Origin of the sequence: Pseudomonas sp. Teo4 (assembly GCF_034387475.1) — a bacterium.
Taxonomy (GTDB): domain Bacteria; phylum Pseudomonadota; class Gammaproteobacteria; order Pseudomonadales; family Pseudomonadaceae; genus Aquipseudomonas.
In genome coordinates this window covers 1,479,267-1,501,854 of sequence record NZ_JAXCIL010000001.1, presented here as the reverse complement: position 1 = coordinate 1,501,854, position 22,588 = coordinate 1,479,267, and the positions used below count along the sequence as shown (strand labels likewise).

At 64.7% G+C, this 22,588-nt stretch carries 15 protein-coding genes; 8 read left to right on the top strand and 7 right to left on the bottom strand.

The annotated features are described in order from the left end of the window. Nucleotides 1-144 precede the first annotated feature (144 nt). Nucleotides 145-576: a PACE efflux transporter gene (locus tag PspTeo4_RS06965; RefSeq protein ID WP_322362971.1), complete on the bottom strand. Its 432-nt coding sequence runs from the start codon at nucleotides 574-576 to the stop codon at nucleotides 145-147. Between the two features lie 179 nt (nucleotides 577-755). Here PspTeo4_RS06965 and wecB point away from each other — a divergent pair, with 179 nt between their 5' ends. The 5 genes from wecB (at nucleotide 756) to PspTeo4_RS06940 (ending at nucleotide 9,152) form a co-directional block, all read left to right on the top strand. Next, complete coding sequence (wecB, locus tag PspTeo4_RS06960; protein WP_322362970.1) at nucleotides 756-1,910, top strand: non-hydrolyzing UDP-N-acetylglucosamine 2-epimerase; 1,155 nt, start codon at nucleotides 756-758, stop codon at nucleotides 1,908-1,910. Then, a complete protein-coding gene (gene nrfB / locus PspTeo4_RS06955) occupies nucleotides 1,907-4,081 on the top strand; it encodes a cyclic di-3',5'-guanylate-activated glycosyltransferase NrfB (RefSeq protein ID WP_322362969.1) in 2,175 nt (724 codons plus the stop codon). The genes wecB and nrfB overlap by 4 nt, the downstream gene beginning before the upstream one ends. Continuing rightward, complete coding sequence (locus PspTeo4_RS06950; RefSeq protein ID WP_322362968.1) at nucleotides 4,078-7,080, top strand: phage receptor; 3,003 nt, start codon at nucleotides 4,078-4,080, stop codon at nucleotides 7,078-7,080. Before nrfB ends, PspTeo4_RS06950 begins: the two co-directional genes overlap by 4 nt. Then, the gene (locus tag PspTeo4_RS06945; RefSeq protein WP_322362967.1) at nucleotides 7,080-7,919 is read left to right on the top strand and encodes a DUF4434 family protein; all 840 of its coding nucleotides are present in this window, start codon (nucleotides 7,080-7,082) and stop codon (nucleotides 7,917-7,919) included. The genes PspTeo4_RS06950 and PspTeo4_RS06945 overlap by 1 nt, the downstream gene beginning before the upstream one ends. A 141-nt stretch (nucleotides 7,920-8,060) precedes the next feature. Beyond that, entirely contained in the window at nucleotides 8,061-9,152 is a 1,092-nt protein-coding gene (locus PspTeo4_RS06940; protein ID WP_322362966.1) for a GGDEF domain-containing protein, read from the top strand. Nucleotides 9,153-9,466: 314 nt separating this feature from the next. On the opposite strand, the gene PspTeo4_RS06935 is transcribed toward PspTeo4_RS06940, so the two are convergent. Together PspTeo4_RS06935 and PspTeo4_RS06930 are read right to left on the bottom strand one after the other, a co-directional pair. After that, nucleotides 9,467-10,765 (bottom strand): ATP-binding protein, encoded by a 1,299-nt coding sequence (locus PspTeo4_RS06935; RefSeq protein ID WP_322362965.1) that lies wholly within the window; start codon nucleotides 10,763-10,765, stop codon nucleotides 9,467-9,469. A 6-nt stretch (nucleotides 10,766-10,771) separates the two neighbouring features. Further along, nucleotides 10,772-11,473 carry a response regulator transcription factor gene (locus tag PspTeo4_RS06930; RefSeq protein WP_322362964.1) on the bottom strand — a complete coding sequence of 234 codons (702 nt, stop codon included), beginning with the start codon at nucleotides 11,471-11,473 and terminating at the stop codon, nucleotides 10,772-10,774. Nucleotides 11,474-11,630: 157 nt separating this feature from the next. On the opposite strand from PspTeo4_RS06930, the gene PspTeo4_RS06925 reads away from it, so the two are divergent. The 3 genes from PspTeo4_RS06925 to mobA all read left to right on the top strand — a co-directional run bounded on the left by PspTeo4_RS06925 (nucleotide 11,631) and on the right by mobA (nucleotide 16,577). After that, a complete protein-coding gene (locus tag PspTeo4_RS06925; RefSeq protein ID WP_322362963.1) occupies nucleotides 11,631-12,806 on the top strand; it encodes an efflux RND transporter periplasmic adaptor subunit in 1,176 nt (391 codons plus the stop codon). A gap of 11 nt (nucleotides 12,807-12,817) precedes the next feature. Then, nucleotides 12,818-15,940 (top strand): efflux RND transporter permease subunit, encoded by a 3,123-nt coding sequence (locus PspTeo4_RS06920; RefSeq protein ID WP_322362962.1) that lies wholly within the window; start codon nucleotides 12,818-12,820, stop codon nucleotides 15,938-15,940. 61 nt (nucleotides 15,941-16,001) lie between these two features. Continuing rightward, nucleotides 16,002-16,577, top strand: a complete 576-nt coding sequence (gene mobA / locus PspTeo4_RS06915) for a molybdenum cofactor guanylyltransferase MobA (protein ID WP_322362961.1) — start codon at nucleotides 16,002-16,004, stop codon at nucleotides 16,575-16,577. Between the two features lie 140 nt (nucleotides 16,578-16,717). Here mobA and PspTeo4_RS06910 read toward each other — a convergent pair whose 3' ends face one another. The 4 genes from PspTeo4_RS06910 to PspTeo4_RS06895 all read right to left on the bottom strand — a co-directional run bounded on the left by PspTeo4_RS06910 (nucleotide 16,718) and on the right by PspTeo4_RS06895 (nucleotide 22,577). Further along, on the bottom strand, nucleotides 16,718-17,485 hold the full coding sequence (locus PspTeo4_RS06910) for an SDR family oxidoreductase (RefSeq protein WP_322362960.1): 768 nt from the start codon (nucleotides 17,483-17,485) through the stop codon (nucleotides 16,718-16,720). Continuing rightward, a complete protein-coding gene (locus tag PspTeo4_RS06905) occupies nucleotides 17,482-19,158 on the bottom strand; it encodes an FAD-binding protein (protein ID WP_322362959.1) in 1,677 nt (558 codons plus the stop codon). Before PspTeo4_RS06905 ends, PspTeo4_RS06910 begins: the two co-directional genes overlap by 4 nt. Further along, complete coding sequence (locus PspTeo4_RS06900) at nucleotides 19,158-20,876, bottom strand: FAD-dependent oxidoreductase (RefSeq protein ID WP_322362958.1); 1,719 nt, start codon at nucleotides 20,874-20,876, stop codon at nucleotides 19,158-19,160. Before PspTeo4_RS06900 ends, PspTeo4_RS06905 begins: the two co-directional genes overlap by 1 nt. 129 nt (nucleotides 20,877-21,005) lie before the next feature. Continuing rightward, entirely contained in the window at nucleotides 21,006-22,577 is a 1,572-nt protein-coding gene (locus PspTeo4_RS06895) for an amidase (RefSeq protein WP_322364806.1), read from the bottom strand. Nucleotides 22,578-22,588: the final 11 nt, after the last annotated feature.

The window sequence follows — 22,588 nt, the reverse complement described above, 5'->3', positions numbered from 1 at the left end:
CAGAGAGAAAAAACCCGCCTCCAGGGCGGGTTAGGTGCACGTACGCGTTAGCCCGCCAAGCTGATAATGGCGGTAATAATAATGGCGTCGGCGTGCAGGAATGTGTTCATAGGCAGCGAACTTATCCCGCCGCCATGCAGGAAGTCAACACTTTGCTTGCTGTGCCGAGATCGGTACATCGAACGCCTTGTCGAACCCCCACTGGAACACGAACGCGTACACGAAGAAGAACACGAACAACGCCAGGTTGGTGAGCAACGCCGCCCACAGGCTGACATCCATCCAGTACGCCACCAGCGGCAGCAAGATCAACACCAGCCCACCCTCGAAGCCCAGCGCGTGCAGAAAGCGTCGCCACAAGGTGCGAGTGCGTTGGTGCTGACGCGACTCCCAGCGCTCGAAGGCCCAGTTGAAGCCCATGTTCCAGCTCATGGCAATGCCCGACATCAGCACCGACAGCACCGTGGAATGGGCCATGCCCGCATCGAACATCAGCGACAACGCTGGTGCCACGCAGGCCACAGCGATGATTTCGTAAAGGATGGCCTGGACGACCTTGCGGGCCTTGCCTTGCATGGGGGGGCTCCTGAGTAAAGCGAAAGCGAACGGTACGCCGGTTGGCGGGCATGTTCAACGTGCACAGTCACGCCATGGGCCGAATTGGACAACCTCTGGTTCCCCTGCTTGTATCTAACTCCTACAAGCGAGACGCAATCGTACAACTTCGGACACGGAATCGGACGAGGAGCGCGACGATGCCCAAAACCGTCATGATGGTATTCGGTACCCGCCCTGAAGCGATCAAGATGGCGCCACTGGCCCGCGAACTGCGCGAGTGCCCAGAGCTCGACCTGCACATCTGCTCCACCGGCCAGCACCGGGAAATGCTCGAACAGGTACTGACCGCCTTCGGCCTGACCGTCGATCAGGACCTCAAGGTCATGACCCAGAACCAGACCCTCAACGGCCTGGCTCGCGACCTGCTGGACAAGATCGACAAGGCCTACGAGCAGGTCAAACCCGATATCGTGCTGGTCCACGGCGACACCACCACCAGCTTCATCGCCGCCCTGGCGGCGTTCCACCGGCACATTCCCATCGGCCATGTCGAGGCCGGGCTGCGCACCGGCAACCTGCAGCAACCCTGGCCCGAGGAAGCCAACCGGCGCCTGACCGGGGTGATCGCCGACCTGCATTTCGCACCCACCACCAAGTCCCGCGACAACCTGCTACGCGAAGGCGTGCCGCTTGAGCATATAGAAGTCACCGGCAACACGGTCATCGACGCGCTGCTGTGGATGCGCGAACACCTTGAGCAGACCCACTGGCACCCCGCCGCCGACTCACCCCTGGGCAAACTGCGCGATGACCAGCGCATGATCCTGGTTACCGGCCACCGCCGCGAGAATTTCGGCGCAGGCTTCGAGCGCATCTGCCTGGCCCTTGCCGAACTGGCACTGCGCTACCCGGACGTGCAGTTCGTCTACCCGGTGCACCTCAACCCACAGGTGCAGAAAGCCGTCTATGGCGTGCTCTCGGGCCGTGACAACATTCACCTGGTCGCCCCTCAGGACTACCAGCACTTCGTCTGGCTGATGAACCGCGCCTACGTGATCCTCACCGACTCCGGCGGCGTGCAGGAAGAAGCCCCTGCCCTGGGCAAACCGGTACTGGTACTGCGCAAGGTCACCGAGCGCCCCTCGGTGCTCGAAGGCGGCACGGTCAAGCTGGTCGGCACCCTGACCGAACGCATCGTCAAAGAAACCAGCCAACTGCTCGACGACCCCGAGGCTTACAAGAAGATGGCCAGGGTCTTCACCCCCTTCGGCGACGGCCATGCCAGCGAAAAGATCGCCGACCGCCTGAGCGACTGGCTGGCCACCACCGCAGCAAAACGAGATGACGCATGAGCCTGGCTTTCATCGACTTCCTTACTTATGTGCTGTTCGGCCTGAAAATTCTCGCCATCATCCTGGCGACGCTGATGTTCCTGCTGGGCCTGGACGATTTGTTCATCGACATTTGTTACTGGAGCCGCAAGCTGATCCGTCGCTTCCGGATCTACGACAAGTACGAAAGGGCCGACGAAAAACGCCTGTACGAAGTGCCGGAAAAACCCCTGGCGATCATGGTCCCGGCCTGGAACGAAGTGGGTGTGGTGGGGGAAATGGCCCGCCTGGCCGCTTCGACCATCGACTACGAAAACTACCAGATCTTCGTCGGCACCTACCCCAACGACCCGCAGACCCAAGCCGATGTCGATGCCGTGTGCCTGCACTACCCCAATGTGCACAAGGTGGTTTGCGCGCGCCCTGGTCCCACCAGCAAGGCCGACTGCCTGAACAACATCATCGACGCCATCCTGCGTTTTCAGGACGACGCCCGCATCGAGTTCGCCGGTTTCATCCTGCATGACGCCGAAGACGTGATCTCGCCCATGGAACTGCGCCTGTTCAACTACCTGCTGCCGAACAAGGACATGATCCAGATCCCGGTGTACCCCTACGCGCCGGAATGGAAGGGCTTTACCGCCGGGCACTACGTGGACGAGTTCGCCGAAAACCATGGCAAGGACGTGATCGTACGCGAGGCGCTGACCGGCCAGGTGCCCAGTGCCGGGGTCGGCACCTGCTTCAGCCGCCGCGCCATCAGCGCCCTGCTTGAAGACGGCGACGGCATCGCCTTCGATGTGCAAAGCCTTACCGAAGACTACGACATCGGTTTTCGCCTGAAGCAAAAAGGCATGAAGTGCATCTTTGCCCGCTACTCGATCACCGACCCGGCGCTTGCGCTGAAGCATGACTGGCGCCTGGGCATGAGCCGCGAGTTCTCCCAGGTCATCTGCGTGCGCGAGCACTTCCCCCGCGACTGGCAGCATGCCATTCGCCAGAAGTCACGCTGGATCGTCGGCATCGTGTTCCAAGGCACCAGCAACCTGGGCTGGAGCCGCACGGGCGCGCTCAACTACTTCCTCTGGCGCGACCGCCGCGGGCTGTTCGCCTATTTGCTCAGCTTCCTGGTCAACCTGCTGTTCCTGGTGTTGCTGGCGATGTGGCTGGTGACAGTGATCGCCCCGGACTCCTGGCGATTCATGTCGATTCTCGGTGACAGCTGGTTGCTGTCGACGCTGCTCTGGCTCAACGGTTTCATGTTGCTCAACCGCCTGTTCCAACGCGGCTGGTTCGTCACCCGCTACTACGGCATCGGTGAGGGGCTGCTGTCAGCGCCACGGATGATGTGGAGCAACTTCGTCAACTTCTTCGCCAACCTGCGCGCCTTGCGCCAGGTCATGGAGATGGGTGACTCGCGCCGGGTCGCCTGGGACAAGACCACCCATGAGTTTCCGGCCCTGACCTCGCCCGCACGCACCCCATTGGGCCAGCGCCTGGTCGCCAAGGGGCTGATCAGCGACGAACAACTGCAACAGGCCATCACCAGCCCGGTGCGCCGTCGTCTGGGCCGCGAACTGCTGCTGCGCGGCTGGATCGACAGCGAACAACTGGTCGAGGCCCTGGCCGAGCAACTGGACCTGCCCTGGGCGCCGCTCAACCCGTTCAAGCTCGACTCACAACTGATCGCCAAGCTGCCGCGCAAGCTGGCTACCCACTATGGTGTGCTGCCGGTGGCGGAGGAAGGCGACACGCTGGTTCTGGCCAGCGAAAGCCCGGTGAGCCAAGTCTCGCTTGGCGTCATCAGTCGCCAGCTCAAGCGCCCGGTGAAGTGCCGCCTGGCTCCGCAAGGCCGGGTCACCCTCGGACTGCACTACCACTACCCCAGCCCCTGGCAAAAGCCGCAGACCCACGAAATGCTGCAAGTGCTGGAGCGCCACCAGGACGATGCCGACCTGCTGGAGCGGGTCAGCCAGCACCAGGTGATGCTGGGCACCTTGCTGCAAGTACGCGGCATGGTCCCGGTGACGCTGTTCAACCAGGCGTTGATCGACTTCGACCCGGAACTGCAAAGCCTCGGCGAGCACTTGGTCGCCCGCGGCATCATCACTGAAGAGGTGCTGCAGCAGGCCCTCGCCGAACAGGCCAGCGAACAGCAGGCCGCCTACGACCTGACGCGGGAGGTGGCATGAAGCCGCGCGTTACCCTCACCTTCACCAGCCTGTTGCTGTGCACCACCGCCCTGCCCGCCCTGGCCGCGCCCATGACCGAGTTCCAGCGCTTTACCAGCTACCCGTTCATGGAGCGCAGCTACCGTGAAGCGAAGAAGGACAATTGGGCTGAAGTCGAGCGCCTGACCCGCCATGTGCTCAAGCGTGTGCCCAACAACGATGAAGCCCGCGCCCTGCTGGTCGAAGCCTTGGCCCATCAACGCCGCTACAAAGAAGCCGAAGCCCTGGCCGAAACGCTGGGTGACACCCCGGAACACGCCGATGCTCTGCTGCAACTGCGCCTCACCTGGATCGAGCAGGACCCGCCATCGGCCAGCCAGGTCGAAAGTTGGTTGGCCACCACTGACGGCAACCAACGCGTGCGTTTGTGGCAGGCCTACAGCTTGAGCCTGGCCAAGTTCGGTGGTGCGGCCAGGGCGCTGGATTGGCTGAACCAACTGCCCCCACGTGACGATGGCCAAGTCATGCGCCTGGTGCGGGCCAACTTCGCCGAGCAATTGCGCAACTGGAAAGAAACCATCGAGCAACTTGAGCCACTGGCCGAGCAAGGCAAACTGCCCGCCAAGGACTGGCAACGATTGGCCAATGCCTACGTCCAGCAACTTGATGAAAAGGGCCTGACCCGGTTGCTCAATAGCGCCCCGTCGCCACAAGCCGCCAATCAGGCCCGCCTGGCCATGGCCAACCGCGCCATTGCCGTCGGCCACAATGAACAGGCCCAACGCTGGCTGCAGACGCTGCCCACCGAACAACTGCAACAACCTGAACAGCGTCAGCAATTGTGGGAACTGGCTCGCGGGGGGAACGATGCCGCGCTGGTCCGGCGGCTGAGCAACGAATTGCAACGCCCCTGCCTGGATACGGTCGACTGGTTGTCGCGCCACGACCCGGATGTAGCCCGGGAACAATTCAAGGACTGCGCCCCCAGTGCCGACACCCGTGCCTATGCGATTCTCAAACAACGCCTGTATGGCGACCCGTCTCAACCCCCACAGCCCCACACCGCTGGCGAATGGGAGCGGCGCTACCAGCAGAGCGGCGATCTGGTTGCCCTCGATCAAGCCACCTACCTGCTGATGCAGCAAGGGCAAGACCCGCATGCACGGCAGCTGATCGAGCAGGCATTCGACCGCCGTCAAGGGCGCCTGACACCCGCCTTGCTGCAACGCCTGGGCAACCTCTACGCCCGCACCGACAGCCCGCTGGACACCCGGCGCATGCTGGCCTTGATCCCCAGGGTCGACAGCAACACCCGCGCGCAGCTGTTGGGCCGCTTGGCCGAGGCTGGCCAATGTGATGCCGTGCGCCAAGCTATCCCGGCCAACCCGAGCGAAGCCGGGCAGTATCGTGCACTGGGCCGCTGCGCGATGCCCGACCAGCCGGGCGAAGCCGTGGTCTATTACCAGGCCGCCGAGCGCCTGGAGCCCAACGCCAGCCGCCTGCCCTTGGCCTATGCCCTGGAAGCCGCCGGCGACTCCCAGACCGCGCTGCCGATCTGGCGCAGCCTGCCCGACAGCGCCTGGACCGACAACGCCCGCCTCACCGCTGCCCAAGGCGCACTCAATGCCGGTGATGCCCAGGCCGCCCGAGGCTATTGGGACGCCGCTGCACACACCAGTGCCGATGACTGGGCCTTGGGCGCTGCGATCGCTCAACGTCAGGGCGACCTACAAACCGCCCTCGAGTTTCAGCGCAAGGCGCTGGCCAGCAATCCACGGGCCGACCACTACTACGCCGCCTCCAATACCGCCCAGCTGGCCGGTGACACTGCGCAAAGCACCGCATGGCTGGCCGAGGCCGTGCGCCTTGACCCAGCCCAGCCTCGCTACCGGGCTGACTATGGCATGCGCCTGGCCAGCGCCAGCGACAAGGCCCAGCGGCGTCAGTCGATTCCCTACCTGGAACGCGCCACCGGTGACTTCCCCGAAGACTACCGCCTCGGCGAAACCCTGGCGCTGCGCTATGACGAAGTGGAAGACAGCGCCTCGGCCCGCCGCGAACTGCGCCGGGTCATCGACGTGGAGCAGAACCTGGTCGACGGCGACGACGAGTACGGCAGCCTGGAGGCGCGCATGTACCGCCAGCGCCGCGCCCACGAAACCCTGTCACGCCGTGACACCATCACCCTGGCCAGTACCTGGTCGCCTGCCGGCACCTCGACCAACGACCGCTTCCTGGACAACGGCGTGCGCAGTGGCACCTCGCGCAAGGCCCAGTCGCAGAACGTGCAACTGGCCATGTGGGACCACGCCCTGGGTGAAGAGCCCAGCCGCAACGGCAGCACCTTGTCGGTGTATGGCCGCGTGCTGTTTGGCGGGCAAAGCCGCAACGAGTACGCACAAAGCATGGGCACTGGCGTCGGCCTGCGCTACAAGCCACTCGGCCAGGCCAACCTCAACCTGTACGCCGAGCTGTACCACCAGCGCCAGATCGACGACGACCACTACAGCGGCCTGCGCCTGGGCGAGCTGCTTAGCCCAAGCAAGGTCGGCAGCAACTGGGGTGACCTGCGCAGCCATGCCGAATCCAGCAACGACCTGTTGCTGCGGGCCACCGCATCGTTCCTCGACCAAGGCGATTGGCGCAACGACTGGCGGGTGGACGAGGATGACTGGAACGAGCGGTTCCTGTACCTGGACGCCGCCTGGTGGACCCGTGCCGGCGACCATGCCTGGTTGTCGCGCTACCAACAGGGCCACGCCTGGAAACTGCCCGGCACCTCACCGCAGACGATCATGCCCTACGGCTTCCTTGAGTTTTCCAGCCAGGACCCCAGCAACGACTGGCGTCAGGACTTGCGCACCGGGGTGGGTGTGCGTTGGCAGTGGTGGTTCGACGACGACCGCTACAACGCTTATCGCGGCACGTTGAAGGTGCGCGCCGAGTACCAGCAGTCGCTGGGCGGCAATCTGTACGAGCGCGCCAACGGCGTGCTGCTAGGCGCGGAGATGACATTCTGATGCGAAGATTCCTGGCAATCTGCCTGCTTGCCCTGTGCCTGCCGGCCGCGGCCGACCAGCGTCTGTTCTATCAGCCACTGAACCGTGATGCCACTGTCACCCCTGCCCAATGGCAGCAGCTGTGGCGCGCCACCGTCGCCCAGGGCGTCAGGACGCTGATCGTGCAGTGGAGCGCCTACGGCACCAGCGACTTCGGCGGCGCCCAAGGCTGGTTGGCGGGCAGCCTGCGCGAAGCCCACGCCCAGGGCCTGGAACTGGTGCTTGGCCTTTATATGGACCCCGCCTATTACCAGCGCCTGGACGAGCTCGATGGCGAAGGCTTGAGCAGTTACTGGAAGGCCCAGCTCGGGCGCTCGCTGAGCCAGTACAACGTCCTTCGCAAAGGCTGGGACGTACCCGTGGCGGGCTGGTACCTGCCCATGGAGCTGGACGACCACCATTTCCGTGATGGGGCACGGCGCGAAGCATTGTTCAGCCAGTTGCAGGCGTTCAACCGCAAGCTCGACAAGCCGCTGCATATCAGCGCCTTCAGCGCCGGCAAGCTGGCGCCGCGGGTCAATGCGGCGTGGCTGGATCAACTGGCCGGGTTGGGCTTGACTGTGTGGTGGCAGGACGGTGCCGGGACCGCAAGACTACCGCCGATGGTACGCCTGGGTTATGAGCAGGCACTGCCCTGCCGGGTCGGCGTCGTGCGCGAAGCGTTCCGCCAGGTGAGCGCACCGGGGCAGCCGTTCCGGGCTGAGCCTGCACAACCTGGGCTTACCGGTGGCTGCCACGCTGAGGCCGTGTTTGCGCTGCGCTACCGGCCATGGGCACAGGGTGTATTACCGCAGCATTGAGTCGTCAGAGCTGGCCTCTTCGCGGGTAAACCCGCTCCCACAGGTACATCGCTGGCCTTAGGAACGGCGATGTACCTGTGGGAGCGGGTTTACCCGCGAAAGGGCCGGGCCTGATAACAGCAGTCCTCAAAGGAATACTCCATGTTCAAAACCATCGAAGAACATGTGCGCAAGCAAGTCGCCCCCGCAGCCCTGCGCGCCGAATTTCGCCAGCATGAGTTCGAAGCCATGCGCCCGTTCTGCATGCTGGTGTTCTGCGCCAGCATCACCATCTGGCTGGTGTTCGACCTGATCGTCAGCTTCCTTGGCGGCCAGAACTTCACCTGGTTGTCGGGCATGTTCATCGCCGCGCTCTGCACCCTGACCATGGTGCTGCGATTCACCCGCCGCAGCCATCATTTCGATGTGCTCAATCTGCTCTTCATTGGCGTCATCACCTTCGGCCTGCGCCTGGTGATCGAGGGCATCCCCATCGAACTGCGCCCGGTGTGGCTGGTGCTGGGTGTATCCACTGCCCTTTACGCGGTCTCGGTTCTGCCGGTGCGGCGCTGGTCGTTCTTCGTCGCGATGGCGATCACTTGGCTGATGCTCAACCCCTTCTACCACACGCGCATCGAGCCACTGGAACTGGAAGGCGCACTGCTGATCAGCTACGCCATTTTCCTCAGCGGCCTGGTGATCTACAGCTACCTGCAGATACGCGAGGCCAAGTTGCACAACTTTTACCTGTCCAAGGTGCTGCTGGACCAGGCCTATGTCGATGCACTGACTGATATCCCCAATCGCCGCTCGTTCATGGCCAGGGCTGAACAGCAACTTAACCTGGCGACCCCTGGGCAGTATCTGGCCATGGTCGACATCGACAACTTCAAACGGGTCAATGACCGTTTTGGCCATGACATTGGCGATGAAGTGCTCAAACGCGTGGCACTGCATATCAAGGCAGCCATGGGTAACTTTGAGTTCGCCCGATTGGGCGGCGAGGAGTTTGCGATTTTCTTTGAAGGGTTGGATCAGCACGGGGCGGAACAGCAGGTGGAGGCGTTGGTGCGCAGGGTGCGCGAAGACACAGGCTCTCACCCGGTGACTATCAGCATCGGCCTGGCCCACGTGAACAATGGCGATACGTTGACCATGGCACTGATCAAGGCCGACCAGGCGCTGTATGAGGCCAAGCACAGTGGCAAGGATCGGTTTGTTTCGTGGACGAGTCGGATGGCGGAGGATGCCTAGGCGCTTGGCGCGAGTGGTGCAGCGATAATTAGATCGAGCGCCGCCCGCGCGGCGCATCGCGAGCAAGGCTCGCTCCTACGTTTGTTTACGGCCAATAACGCCTGTGGCAGACGCGCGCGACCGCCTTGTTTGTACGGCTCGATATAGTGCCGTGCACCAGAGCGTTCGCGCGCAAATCTCACAGGCATGACTGGCCCGAAACAAACGTAGGAGCGAGCCTTGCTCGCGATGCGCCGCGCGGGCGGCGCTCGATTTGCGCACCACCTCAAAACTCAAGCCAGGCCCTGCGCAAGATTCCGTGAAGAACCTTAACTTCACCCCGCCGGCAACCGAACCCTGAACTGCGCCCCACCCAACGCCGACTGGGCCACAGTCAACGTACCACCCTGCCCCTCGATGGCCCGTCGGCTGATCGCCAACCCCAAGCCGAACCCGCCGGTACTGCGGTCACGGCTGCGGTCCAGCCGGTAAAACGGCTGGAAAATCCGCTCACGCTCCTCTACGGGAATGCCGATGCCATCGTCCTCTACCGTCAACAGGCATGCGCCGTCATCTTCCAGCCGTAACCTCAGCAACAGGCTTTCGTCGCAATAGCGCATGGCATTGCGCACCAGGTTCTGCACCGCTCGGGCGGTCAGCCGTGGGTCGAGCACAAAGCGCGGCAGCTCGCCCTCGGCTTTGACTTCCCACCGGATGCCGCGGCCATCGAGCTCTTCGGCAAAGCCGCCAAGCACGCTGTCGACCAACTCCAGCAACGACACCTCAACCCGCTCACGCGCCTGGTCGGCGTTGTACAAGCGGCTGTAGGACAAAAGCTCCAGCACCAGTTCATCCAGCTCACGTACATGGCCGACCAGCTCCAGCAGACGCTTGCGGCTGGCGGGGGGGACTTCGTCGAACAACAGCACCAGACCGAAATCCAGACGGGTCAACGGGGTGCGCAGCTCATGGGACACTGCGTTGAGCAACTCGCGTTGCTGATTCACATGCCGCTCCAGGTCGCTGGCCATGGTGTCGAACACCCCGGCCAGCTCGCCGATGTTGGAGTGTGGCGAGATGTGCGTACGCTCGGCCATCTGCCCTTGGCCCAGGCGCCGCGCGGTTTCCTTGAGCCGCTCCAGGTCACGCCAGTGCGGCCACACCCACAGCAGCAGGCAACCCAGCATCGCTGCGCCGATCAACACGGTCACACCCCAGGACAGCACATTGATATCCAACGGGTCGGGCGGTGAATGCAAACGCACCAGCCATTCAGCGTCGAGCGGTGCCAGCACAGTCTCGTAGTAACCCCAGTCGGCGATGCGCACGGCATATTGCCCATGCTCCAATCGCGCTTGCTCTTCAACGCTCAGGCCAGCCTGCTTCATGGGCAGCAACTGGACCTGCAACGGTGCGAACACCTCGGCGAGTTCCTGTTCCACGGCATGCCACCGCTCGCGCGGGGCCTGCTGGAACTGGCGGACGATAAGGGTCTGTACGCCCTTGGCCTGCTCCAGGTTGTAGGCCATGAAGCGTTCCTGGAACAAACCGACGATGGCATCGGGAATCAGCAGCAAGGCACCGGCATAGGCGACGATAATCACCAGATACAGGCGTACCAGGATCTTCAGCATGTTCGCTCAGCACTCCCACTCGACACGGCTGAACAGGTAGCCCTTGCCCCACACGGTCTTGATCTTGCGCGCTTCGCCGGCATTGTCATCGAACTTGCGGCGCAGTTTGGAAATGGCCACATCCACCGAACGGTCGGTGCCATTGAACTCGATGCCGCGCAGTTGCTGCAGAATACGGTCGCGGCTCAGCACCTCGCCGGCACTGCGCGCCAGCACCACCAGCAGGTTGTATTCGCCGCTGGACAGCTCCACTTCCTCGCCGCGCCAGGTCACCGCACGTTCGGCCAGGTCGATGCGCAAACCGCCCACCTGAATCAGGTCGTGGTCCAGGCGCGGTTCGTTGACGCTGCTGCGGCGCAACAGGGTGCGTACGCGGGCCAGCAACACCCGGGGTTCGCAGGGTTTGGTGACGTAGTCGTCCGCGCCCATCTCCAGCCCCAGCACCTGATCGTGGCTGTCGTCACGGGCAGTGAGCATCAGAATCGGCAGGCTCTGCGACTCCTGACGTAGCAACCGGCACACCTGCAGGCCATCGAGGCCCGGCAGCATCAGGTCGAGAATCACCAGGTCGGGCTTTTGCCGATGGAACGCGTCCAGCACATGGTCGCCACGGGCAATCACCTGTACATGGAAGTCGTTACGTTGCAGGTAGCTGGCAATCAGCTCGGACAACGCGCTGTCGTCTTCGACCAGAAGAAGGTTTGGCATACGTAATTTGATACATAAGAAGAGACAGGCAGGATATAGAATCCTACGCACAGTAAGGGCCGTTCTTCACACTTTTTCACACACGCCCTACAGCTGTTAACAGGCACCCTGCCCACGGCTGCCTTAGGATACGCACGGTCATCATCGGAAGATCCGTATGCCTATTTATTTCCCTTCGCGCCTGCGCCCACTGGCGCTTCTGGCGCTGGTTACGCTGGCCCTGGCCGGTTGCGACAATACCCCCGAGCAGGACGAACAATCGCCCAAGCCCCAGGTGCGCGTAGAAACCGTGCAACTGCAACCGTTGGCGATCAGTACCGAATTGAGCGGTCGCTTGCTTGCCCCACGCACCGCCGAAGTCCGCGCCCGGGTGGCGGGCGTGGTGCTCAAGCGGGTTTACCGCGAAGGCAGCGACGTCAAGCAAGGCGATGTGCTGTTCCTGATCGACCCGGCCCCTTTCAAGGCCGACCATGACAGCGCCCGCGCCACCCTGGCCAAGGCCGAGGCAACGGTGTACCAGGCCCGGCTGCAGGAGCAACGCTACCGTGAGCTGGTCGACGACAAGGCGGTCAGCCGTCAGGAGTACGACAATGCCCGCGCCGCCTTCCTGCAGGCTGACGCGGCGGTCGCCGAAGCCAAGGCTGCCCTGGAGCGGGCACGCCTGAACCTGGGCTACGCCACGGTTACCGCGCCCATTTCCGGGCGTATTGGCCGCGCCCTGGTCACCGAGGGCGCGCTGGTCGGGCAGAATGAAACCACCCCGCTGGCGACCATTCAGCAATTGAACCCGATCCATGCCGATGTCACCCAGTCGACCCGCGAGCTCAACGCCCTGCGCCGCGCCTTGCGTGCCGGCGAGCTGCAACAGGCTGGCGATGGTCAGGCCCGTGCCACGCTAATCCAGGACGACGGCAGCGCCTACCCGTTGCCGGGCAAGTTGCTGTTCTCCGACATCAGCGTCGACCCGAGCACCAACCAGATCACCCTGCGCAGCGAATTCCCCAACCCGGACCTCGACCTGCTGCCGGGCAGTTACGTGCGTGTGCGCCTTGAGCAGGCGCTGCAACCCAAGGGCATCAGTGTGCCGCAGCGCGCCATCATGCGCGACAGTGCCGGGGTGCCGAAGGTGCTGGTGGTCAATGAGCAGTCCCAGGTCAGCGAACGGCAGGTGACGCTGGGCAATGCCCAGGGCGACCGCTGGGTGGTCAGCGAAGGCCTGGCCCCAGGCGAGCGCGTGGTGGTCGAAGGCCTGCAACACGTCAAGGCCGGCGACCAGGTTCAGGTCGATGCGCCCCAGGGCGCCCAGCCCGTCGCCCAACACACCGGCCAGTGAGGGCCTGACCCATGCCGCAATTTTTCATCGATCGCCCGATTTTCGCCTGGGTGGTCGCGCTGTTCATCCTTCTGGCCGGGGCGCTGGCGATTCCACAGTTGCCGGTGGCCCAGTACCCCAACGTGGCGCCGCCGCAGGTCGAGATCTACGCCGTCTACCCAGGCGCCTCGGCGGCGACCATGGACGAGAGCGTGGTCAGCCTGATCGAGCAGGAGCTCAACGGCGCCGACAACCTGCTGTACTTCGAGTCGCAAAGCAGCCTGGGCAGCGCCACGATCACCGCCACCTTCGAACCGGGCACCCACCCGGACCTGGCCCAGGTCGACGTGCAGAACCGCCTCAAGGTGGTCGAGTCGCGCCTGCCCCGGCCCGTTACCCAGCAAGGCCTGCAAGTGGAAAAGGTTTCCACCGGCTTCCTGCTGCTGGCCACGCTCACCTCCGAAGACGGCAGCCTCGACGAGACGGCGCTGTCCGACATTCTGGCGCGCAACGTGATGAACGAAATCCGTCGCCTCAAAGGTGTCGGTAAAGCGCAGCTGTATGGTTCTGAACGGGCCATGCGCATCTGGATCGACCCGGCCCGGCTGATCGGCTTCAACCTCACGCCCAACGACGTCGCCGACGCCATCGCCGCGCAGAACGCCCAGGTCGCCCCCGGCAGCATCGGCGACCTGCCCGCCCGTGGCACCCAGGAAATCACCGCCAACGTGGTGGTCAAGGGGCAATTGAGCACCCCCGAGGAGTTCGCAGCCATCGTGCTGCGCGCCAATGCCGACGGCTCCACCGTGACCATCGGCGACGTTGCCCGGGTAGAAATCGGCGCCCAGGAATACCAATACGGCACCCGACTCAATGGCAAGCCGGCCACGGCCTTCAGCGTGCAGCTGGCCCCCGGTGCAAACGCCATGGAAACCGCCGACCTGGTGCGGGCGAAAATGCACGAGCTGTCGCGCTACTTCCCCGAAGGGGTCAAGTACGACATCCCCTACGACACCTCGCCGTTCGTCAAAGTGTCGATCCAGCAGGTCATCAACACCCTGTTCGAAGCCATGCTGCTGGTGTTCGCGGTGATGTTCCTGTTCCTGCAGAACCTGCGCTACACCCTGATTCCGACGCTGGTAGTGCCCGTGGCATTGATGGGCACCTTCGCCGTGATGCTGGCGCTAGGCTTTTCGGTCAACGTACTGACGCTGTTCGGCATGGTGCTGGCCATCGGTATTCTGGTGGACGATGCCATCGTGGTGGTGGAGAACGTCGAGCGCATCATGGCCGCAGAAGGCTTGCCGCCCAAGGCGGCCACGCGCAAGGCCATGGGCCAGATCAGCGGCGCCATCGTCGGCATCACCCTGGTGCTGGTGGCGGTGTTCCTGCCGATGGCCTTCATGAAGGGTTCGGTCGGGGTGATCTACCAGCAGTTCTCGCTGTCGATGGCGGTGTCGATCCTGTTCTCGGCATTCCTGGCACTCAGCCTCACCCCGGCCCTGTGCGCCACACTGCTCAAGCCCGTGGCCAAGGGCGAGCATCATGAGCGCAGTGGGTTCTTTGGCTGGTTCAACCGTCGCTTTGAAGCGGCGAGCGACGGTTACCAGCGCTGGGTGGTGGCGGCGCTCAAGCGCAGCGGCCGTTACCTGCTGGTCTATGGCGTGCTGCTGGCGGTGTTGGGCTACGGCTTCAGCCAACTGCCAACGGCCTTCCTGCCTACCGAAGACCAGGGCTACACCATCACCGACATTCAGTTACCGCCGGGTGCCAGCCGCCTGCGCACCGAGCAGGTGGCGGCGCAGATCGAAGCGCATAACGCCGAGGAACCGGGTGTCGGCAACACCACGGTGATCCTGGGGTTCAGTTTCTCCGGCAGCGGCCAGAACGCAGCGCTGGCCTTCACCACGCTCAAGGACTGGTCCGAGCGCGGTGGCGACGACAGTGCCCAGTCGATTGCCGACCGGGCCAGCATGGCCTTCAGCCAGATCAAGGACGCCATCGCCTTCTCGGTGCTGCCGCCGCCCATCGATGGCCTGGGCGAGTCCACCGGCTTCGAGTTCCGCCTGCAGGACCGCGGCGGCATGGGCCATAGCCAACTGATGGCGGCCCGTGACCAGTTGCTGGAAGGCGCCGGAAAAAGCAAAGTGCTGACCAACGTGCGCGAAGCCTCCCTGGCCGAAAGCCCGCAAGTGCAACTGGAAATCGACCGCCGTCAGGCCAATGCCCTGGGCGTGTCGTTTGCGGACATTGGCGCAGTGCTGGACACCGCCGTAGGCTCCAACTACGTCAACGACTTCCCCAACCAAGGGCGCATGCAGCGGGTGGTGGTGCAAGCCGAAGGCGACCAGCGCAGCCAGGTGGAAGACTTGCTGAAGATCCATGTGCGCAACAGCAGCGGCAAGATGGTGCCGCTGGGTGCCTTCGTGCAAGCCCGTTGGGTCAGCGGCCCTGTACAGTTGACCCGCTACAACGGCTACCCGGCGGTGTCGATCTCCGGCGAGCCTGCGGCCGGTTACAGTTCGGGTGAGGCCATGGCGGAAATCGAGCGTCTTGTCGCCCAACTGCCGGCAGGAACTGGCCTTGAGTGGACCGGGCTGTCGCTGCAGGAGCGTCTGTCCGGCAGCCAGGCCCCCTTGCTGATGGCGTTGTCACTGCTGGTGGTGTTCCTCTGCCTGGCAGCGCTGTACGAAAGCTGGTCGATTCCTACCGCGGTATTACTGGTGGTGCCGCTGGGCGTGCTGGGCGCGGTGCTGGCGGTAACCCTGCGCGGCATGCCCAACGACGTGTTCTTCAAGGTCGGGCTGATCACCTTGATCGGCCTGTCGGCGAAGAACGCCATTCTGATCATCGAGTTCGCCAAGGGCCTGGTCGACCAGGGCCATGATCCCGTCGACGCCGCCGTGCAGGCCGCCCGCCTGCGCTTGCGGCCGATCGTCATGACCTCGCTGGCGTTCATCCTCGGCGTGGTACCCCTGGCCATCGCCACCGGCGCCAGCTCGGCCAGCCAGCAGGCCATCGGCACCGGGGTGATCGGCGGCATGCTCAGTGCCACCCTGGCGGTGGTGTTCGTGCCAGTGTTCTTCGTGGTGGTGATGCGCCTGGCCGGGCGCGGTCGCGCGGTCCAGAGCGAGACCTCGGCCCGCCAAACCTGACTGGACAAGCCGCCCGTTGAATGAGAGGGTTCCCGGCATTGACTGCCCGGAACCCTTTTTCATGCCAGACGCCCTGCCCCCCTGTTCGATCCTGATTCTTGCCGGCGGCCGTGGCCAGCGCATGGGTGGTCGCGACAAAGGCCTGGTGCCTTGGCGCGGCGAGCCGTTGGTCGCCCATGTGCACCGCGTTGTAAGGCCGTTGAGCGACGATGTGGTGATTTCCTGCAACCGCAATCAGCAGGCTTACCGGGCCTATGCCGACCAGTTGGTTGGCGATACGGAGCCAGATTTCCCTGGTCCGCTGGCCGGGGTGATCGCAGGGCTGGCGGCGGCGCAACATGAATGGGTGGTGGTGCTGGCCTGTGACGCACCGCTGATCGACCGGGCGCTGATCGACGACCTGCTTGCACTGGCCGTGGCCTGTGACAGCGCCGCAATGGTTCGCCAGGGCGGTTTTTGGCAGCCGATGTTCAGCGTATTGCCGCGCCGCCTGTTGCCGGTGCTGGAACAGGCCTGGGCGGCGGGCGAGCGGAGTTTGCAGAAGGCGCTGTTGCACGAGGGCGTGCAGGGGCTGGACTGTGTCGAGGGTGACGCGCGGTTGAGCAACTTCAATAGCCCGGATTTGCTGCAAGGCTGAATTTACTGGCGCCTACAGGTACTGCGGTGGCCGCAAGGCCGGCGCGATCCCTGTGGGAGCCGGCTTGCCGGCGATCACCGGCGCTGCCGGTGCCAGACACCGCGTCACCTCCATCGCCGACAAGCTGTCGCTGCGAGCCGCTAAATCGACATCACCAACTGCCCACTGTCGATCCGCAGTTCCACACCATTCACCGCCCGCGACTCATCACTGGCCAGGTACAACACACTCCCCGCCACATCCTCCGGCAGGCACATGCGGTTCATCGGGTCGCTGTCGATGGTCAGACGCGCCGGGTCGATACCTTGCGGGAAACCTCCCCGAGTCATGTCGGTGAGCACACCATCGGGATGCAGCGAGTTGCAGCGAATGCGGTACTTGCGCCGCCTGCAGAACGCGGCCACCGAGCGGGTCAGCGCTGCCACCGCACCTTTCGAGGCGCTGTAGGCCAGGTAATCGTCACGCCCGGCCAACGCCGCCACTGACGATACGTTGATGATCGACCCGCCTTGCCCCTTCATCAGGCCGATACCTGCACGGCAGCCAAGAAACACACTGGCAGCATTGACCCGCATGATCCGGTCCCAGTCCTGCAACTCGGTGTCTTCTATATTGCCGGTCTGCAGCATGCCCGCATTGTTGAGCAAGATGTCCAGACGGCCATGGCGCTCACCGATGTGGTCCATGACCCGCTGCCAGTCGGCCTCGCTGCCCGCATCGTGATGAATGAACCTGGCGGCAGCGCCCAGTTCGTCCGCCAGCGCTTCGCCAGCCTGGCTGTCGATATCACTGATCAGCACCTGCGCACCTTCCGCGACCAGCAAGCGCGCACTGGCTCGGCCAATGCCTTTGGCGCCTCCCGTCACCAGGGCCACCTTGCCCTGAACTCGCCCGTTACGTTCACTCATGACGCCACCTCGCAGTCCACGGTCGACCTGATGCCCTGGGCCGCCGCGGCTCCGGCACGACGCCCGGAGAACACGCAGTCAGCCAGGGACAGGCCGCTGATATACAGATGTGAAGGAATGCCGACCGCTGTGCGGCCAGCTGCATACAGCCCGGCGACTGGCTGGCCATGGGCGTACAGCACCGCGCCCGTGTGCTCATCCACGCGCAAGCCGCCGAGGGTCAAGGCGCCCAGCGGGAAGATCGGGTTGCCCACGGAAATGTCGCAGGCATAGAACGGCCCCTGCTCCAGCACCTGGCGCCCAGACGTGGATTTACCAAAGGCATCCGGCGCCTGTCCGCTGGCGGCGGCGTTATTGGCCAGCACCGACTGACGCAAGGTTTGCTCCTGCATGCCGGTAGCCACTGCCAACTGCGCCAGGTGCTTGCCCTTGCGCGCTCCCAGCAGCATCAGTACCAAAGCCGGCAAGGCCTGGAACCACCAGTAGCCTCCGAACAACGCCTCACGCAGGGCTTGCTTGCGCAGCGGCGCATCGAGCACCAGCCAGGCATTGCCGCCCTGCTCTTCCATCAACGGCTGGCCCAGGGTGGCGCCATACACCTCTTCGTTGCAGAAGCGCTCGCCGCTGCGGTTGACCACGATGCCCCGGTGCCAGCTGTACGGCGGGTTGATGAAGCGCCAGGCCGAAACCCGTTCCAACCTGTCGCTCGCCGCGCCCACGCTCAGGCCCAGGCGCACGCCGCTGCCATCGCAACCGGTGGCGCCAACCTTGAAGTTGCGGCGAAACTTCGGCGCATGGGCCTTGATCATGTCGCGGTTGAAGATGAACCCACCGGTACTGAGGATCACGCCCTTGCCAGCCCTTACCAGAAAAGGCCTGGCGTGGGCCTGTTCAAGCGCGCTGACCCGCAGACGCAGGCGGTCGCAATAGCCTGGGGCGAAGTTCTGCAGGCGTTCGGCGCGGGCCGCTAGCCGTGCATGCTCGCGGGCTTCTTTACTACCTGGTGGCAGGCGCCAAAGTTCGGCGCCGATCACCCGGCCATCACGGTCGACCACCAGCCGTCTGGCCGCTGCCTGCAACAAGGGCCGGGCGCCAGCGCGCAGGCAAGCCGCCTGCAAGTGGCTGTACAGCACCGCGCCGCACTGGCCCTTGCCAACCGTGCGGTGGCCCCTCGGGGCCGGTGCGTGCTCTCCGCCATAGGCCGGTACCAGTTCATTCCCCGAGTAATAGAGGAAGGCGCCATCAGGCGGATAGGAGGTCTTGCCGCCCGGCGGCATCTGGTGGGCATAGGGCGCGCCGTGGCTTTCCAGCCATTGCAAGTTGGCGACGCTGTCGTTGCAGAACCGACGCAACGTGTCGTCACTGACCACGCCGTGGGTTTCGTGCTTGAGGTAGTCGAACATGGCCTCTGGCGTGTCGGTGAAACCGGCGGCGTGCTGCTGCGCCGTGCCACCGCCGGCATACACCACACCGCCGCTCTTGGCGCTGGCTCCGCCCCCGGTGAAGCGGTCGGCGATCAGCACGTCGACACCGTCGGCGCGGGCTTGCAGGGCGGCGCAGGCCCCTGCGGCGCCCCAGCCGATCACCAGCACGTCGCACTGCGCCTGCCATTGCAGGGCGTCGGCATCGTCCACCCGCAGCGGCTCGCTAATTGGCGTGACACTGGTGTTCATCAGGCCTCCTTGCGCTGTGCGGCGAGGTGGTTGGCGGCAATGTAGGCGAAGGTCATCGCCGGGCCCAGCGTGCCGCCGGCGCCAGGGTAACTGGTGCCCATCACCGAGGCGGAGCAGTTGCCGATGGCGTACAGGCCGGCAATCGGCGAGCCATCGTCGCGCACCACCTGGGCCTGGGCGTTGGTCAGCAAGCCACCCTTGGTGCCGATGTCGCCGGCGTCCAGGCGCATGGCGTAGTACGGGCCTTTGCGCAGCGGTGCCAGGCACGGGTTGGGTTTGATGTTGCTGTCGCCGTAGTAGCGGTCGAACACGTTGCCACCGCGGCCGAAGTCCTCGTCAACCCCGGTGCGGGCATATGCGTTGACCTTGGCCACGGTGCCGGCCAGGCCCTGCGGGTCGACGCCAATCTGCGCGGCCAGCGCGTCGAGGGTGTCGGCCTTCCAGTAAAGGGTGTCGCGCCACTCTTTGCGCAGGCGGCTGTCGGGCATGACCTGGGCCGGCATCAATGGGCCCATGGCGTAGTTGAAGCGGAAGTGCCCATCGAAGATCACCCAGGCCGGCACCGAGCGACCGCCGCTGCTGGCGTTGTCGCGATGCATGGCATCGACGAATTCCAGGTAGGGTGCGGCCTCGTTGACGAAGCGCAGTCCCTGCCCGTTGACCACGATCGCCCCAGGGAAGGCGCGTTCGGCGAAGATACCACGGGGCTTCTCTTCTCCGGGCACGGCGATGGTCGGTGCCCACCAGGCCCAGTCCATCAGCGCGGTGGCGGCGCCCTGGGCCAGGCCGGCCTGCAGCGCGGCACCGGTGTTGTTGCCGGGCGGCGTCGCGCTCCAGGTCATTTGCGTGGGCTTGGGCAGGTACTGCTCGCGCAGGGCCTGGTTCTGCTCGAAACCGCCGGACGCCAGAATCACCCCGTGGCGGGCGCGCAGTTCAAGGTCGCGCCCCTCACGGCTGATGCGCACACCGGTCACGCGCCCTTGCTCGGTGATCAGTTCGCGGAAGTCGCTGTTCAACCACAGGGGTACGTTGCGGTCCATCAGCGAACGGCGCAGCGAGCACACCAGTGAACTGCCCAGCGCGGCGCGGCGGTCGAAGCGGCTTTTGCGTCGCCATTTGAAATCGAGCTTGTAGCGCAGCATTAGCCGCAGAATCAGCAACTGCCAGCCAAAGCCACGGGCCATGGCTTTGTGCGCGTCGCGGGCGGTCCAGGCAATGCGCCCCATGAGCAGGGTCGAGGGCGAGGGTTTGCGCAAGTGCTCAAGCTCTTCGCCAAGCAGGCTGCTGTCGAACAGTTCAGGGTCCAGGGTGCGACCACCGGGCAAGGCGCCTGGCAGGTGGGGATAATAGTCGGGGTATTTCGCAGCCACCGCGTAGCGGACGCGGCTGGTGCGGGTCAGCGCCTCGATCATCTTCGGCGCGTTGTCCAGGTAAGCTTGCAGCCGGGTCGGGCAGACCTGGTCGCCAGCGGCGGCCGTCAGGTAGCGCTGGGCCTGCTCGCGGCTGTCGTTACCGCCCCGGCGGGCGAAATAGTGGTTGTTGGGAATCCAGATCCCGCCGCCGGAGATCGCTGACGTGCCACCGAACTTGTCGCTTTTTTCCAGGACCAGCACGCTGAAACCCTGGTCGGCGAGAAACACCGCCGAGGTCATCGCACCGGCACCCGAACCGACCACTATCACGTCGTATTGGGTGTGAGACTGATCTTGAGCCGTCATTGTTGTTGTGCCATTCGCTAAGGTCAGGGAGATGCCACCAGCACCGTCGTGCGGTTGCTGGTGGCGTGCATCCCATCTTCGGCGCTGGCCGACACACACTCATCGTCAAAGCGGACTAGGCGCCCGCCGCTACAGCACCGCCCGCCGCGCAGCCCAGGGACGGTCCTGCTCCAACTGGCTGGCCAGACGCAGCAGCACGTCCTCGGCGCCCAGCCGCGCGGTGAACAACATGCCCACCGGCAGGCCGCTGTCGCTTTGGCCCAGAGGCAGGGAAATCGCCGGCTGGCCGCTGACATTGGCCAGCACGGTGAACCCGGCACTGCCCATGGCCCGTTGGGCGTAGCTGTCCCAGTGCTGGTCGAGGCTGAGCTGGCCCAGCGCGGGGGTGAGGTTGGCGGTGACCGGCGAGAGGATCACATCGAAACGCTCGAAGGGGCGCTCCATGGCCGCGCCGATGCGCTCGAAGCTCTGCCGAGCCTGGTACATGCCCACGCCATTGACGGCCTGGGCGCGTTTGAGCACCACTTGGGTGATCTGCTCCAGGTCCTGCGGCGTGGCCGTGCGCCCCAACGCCTGCTCGCGCTCATGCACCAGGTTCAGCAGCGCCGTGCCGATCACCGTGCCATGGGCACCGAACAGCTCGCGGGGGTCGATGGCCAGTTGCAGTTCCTCGATCTCATGACCCAGCCCCAGCAATTGCTTGATGGTCTGTTCCAGCGTCGCGGCCACGGCGGCGTCCAGCGGCGCGCCGGTCAATGACTGGCGCACCACCGCCACACGCAGCTTGCCTGGCTCGCGGCGCAATTCTTCGACGTAGGGCCGTGCCAGTGGCGCGCTCCAGTAGGCGCTGCCTGGCTCGTGACCTTGCCCGGCGTCCAGGAACAGCGCGGTATCGCGCACGCTGCGCGACACCACGTTGCCCACGCTGGCGCCGAACCAGCCCTCGTAGTGCGCCGGACCGCTCGGGGTTCGGTAGCGGCTGGGCTTGAGCCCCACAAGGCCGCAGTAAGAGGCAGGAATACGGATCGAGCCGCCGCCATCGGTGGCGTGGGCCACCGGGACGATGCCGGCCGCGACCGCCGCTGCCGCACCGCCGGAAGAACCGCCGGCGCTCATGGCCAGGTTCCACGGGTTGCGCGTCTGCCCCCAGAGCAGCGATTCGGTGGTGGTGGTCAGGCCGAACTCGGGGCAAGTGGTCTTGCCGAACGGCACCGCACCGGCCTGCTCGTAGCGGGCAATCAAGGTGCTGGTGAAGGTGGCCTGTGGGGCATCGCGAAACAGTCGGCAGCCGTTGCTGGTCGAAGTGCCCTGCAGGTAGGTGTTGAGGTCCTTGAGCAGAATTGGCACGCCGGCCAATGCGCCCTGGGCGCTGTTACCGGCGCTTCGGCGCTGGCTGAGCAGTGTGCGTGCATAGTCTTCGTGCAGCATGTTCACGGCTGCGACCTTGGGGTTGACCAAAGCGCAGCGGGCCAGGGCCGCCGCCAGCAGCTCTTCGCCGCTGAGGCTGCCGGCGCGCACCGCTTCGGCCATGGCCCAGGCATCCAGGCCCTGATAATCGTTGGCTGAAAGGCCAGCGCTGGCGGCGGACGCAAAGCGCCCCAGCAGCCCTGCGCCCACGGCCACGGCGCCGGCCTTGAGCACGCTGCGTCGTGGCCAAGAGGCCGGTGAGTCGGTATCGGTGGTTTGCGGGTCAGTAGGCATAAAGGTCTTGG

Bases quoted from the DNA above. Each gene is read 5' to 3' on its own strand.
- PspTeo4_RS06895 (WP_322364806.1), bottom strand. From the start codon at position 22,577: ATGCCTACTGACCCGCAAACCACCGATACCGACTCACCGGCCTCTTGG.
- nrfB (WP_322362969.1), top strand. From the start codon at position 1,907: ATGAGCCTGGCTTTCATCGACTTCCTTACTTATGTGCTGTTCGGCCTG.
- PspTeo4_RS06950 (WP_322362968.1), top strand. From the start codon at position 4,078: ATGAAGCCGCGCGTTACCCTCACCTTCACCAGCCTGTTGCTGTGCACC.
- PspTeo4_RS06910 (WP_322362960.1), bottom strand. From the start codon at position 17,485: ATGAGTGAACGTAACGGGCGAGTTCAGGGCAAGGTGGCCCTGGTGACG.
- PspTeo4_RS06925 (WP_322362963.1), top strand. From the start codon at position 11,631: ATGCCTATTTATTTCCCTTCGCGCCTGCGCCCACTGGCGCTTCTGGCG.
- mobA (WP_322362961.1), top strand. From the start codon at position 16,002: ATGCCAGACGCCCTGCCCCCCTGTTCGATCCTGATTCTTGCCGGCGGC.
- PspTeo4_RS06930 (WP_322362964.1), bottom strand. From the start codon at position 11,473: ATGCCAAACCTTCTTCTGGTCGAAGACGACAGCGCGTTGTCCGAGCTG.
- wecB (WP_322362970.1), top strand. From the start codon at position 756: ATGCCCAAAACCGTCATGATGGTATTCGGTACCCGCCCTGAAGCGATC.
- PspTeo4_RS06905 (WP_322362959.1), bottom strand. From the start codon at position 19,158: ATGAACACCAGTGTCACGCCAATTAGCGAGCCGCTGCGGGTGGACGAT.
- PspTeo4_RS06900 (WP_322362958.1), bottom strand. From the start codon at position 20,876: ATGACGGCTCAAGATCAGTCTCACACCCAATACGACGTGATAGTGGTC.
- PspTeo4_RS06940 (WP_322362966.1), top strand. From the start codon at position 8,061: ATGTTCAAAACCATCGAAGAACATGTGCGCAAGCAAGTCGCCCCCGCA.
- PspTeo4_RS06920 (WP_322362962.1), top strand. From the start codon at position 12,818: ATGCCGCAATTTTTCATCGATCGCCCGATTTTCGCCTGGGTGGTCGCG.
- PspTeo4_RS06935 (WP_322362965.1), bottom strand. From the start codon at position 10,765: ATGCTGAAGATCCTGGTACGCCTGTATCTGGTGATTATCGTCGCCTAT.
- PspTeo4_RS06965 (WP_322362971.1), bottom strand. From the start codon at position 576: ATGCAAGGCAAGGCCCGCAAGGTCGTCCAGGCCATCCTTTACGAAATC.
- PspTeo4_RS06945 (WP_322362967.1), top strand. From the start codon at position 7,080: ATGCGAAGATTCCTGGCAATCTGCCTGCTTGCCCTGTGCCTGCCGGCC.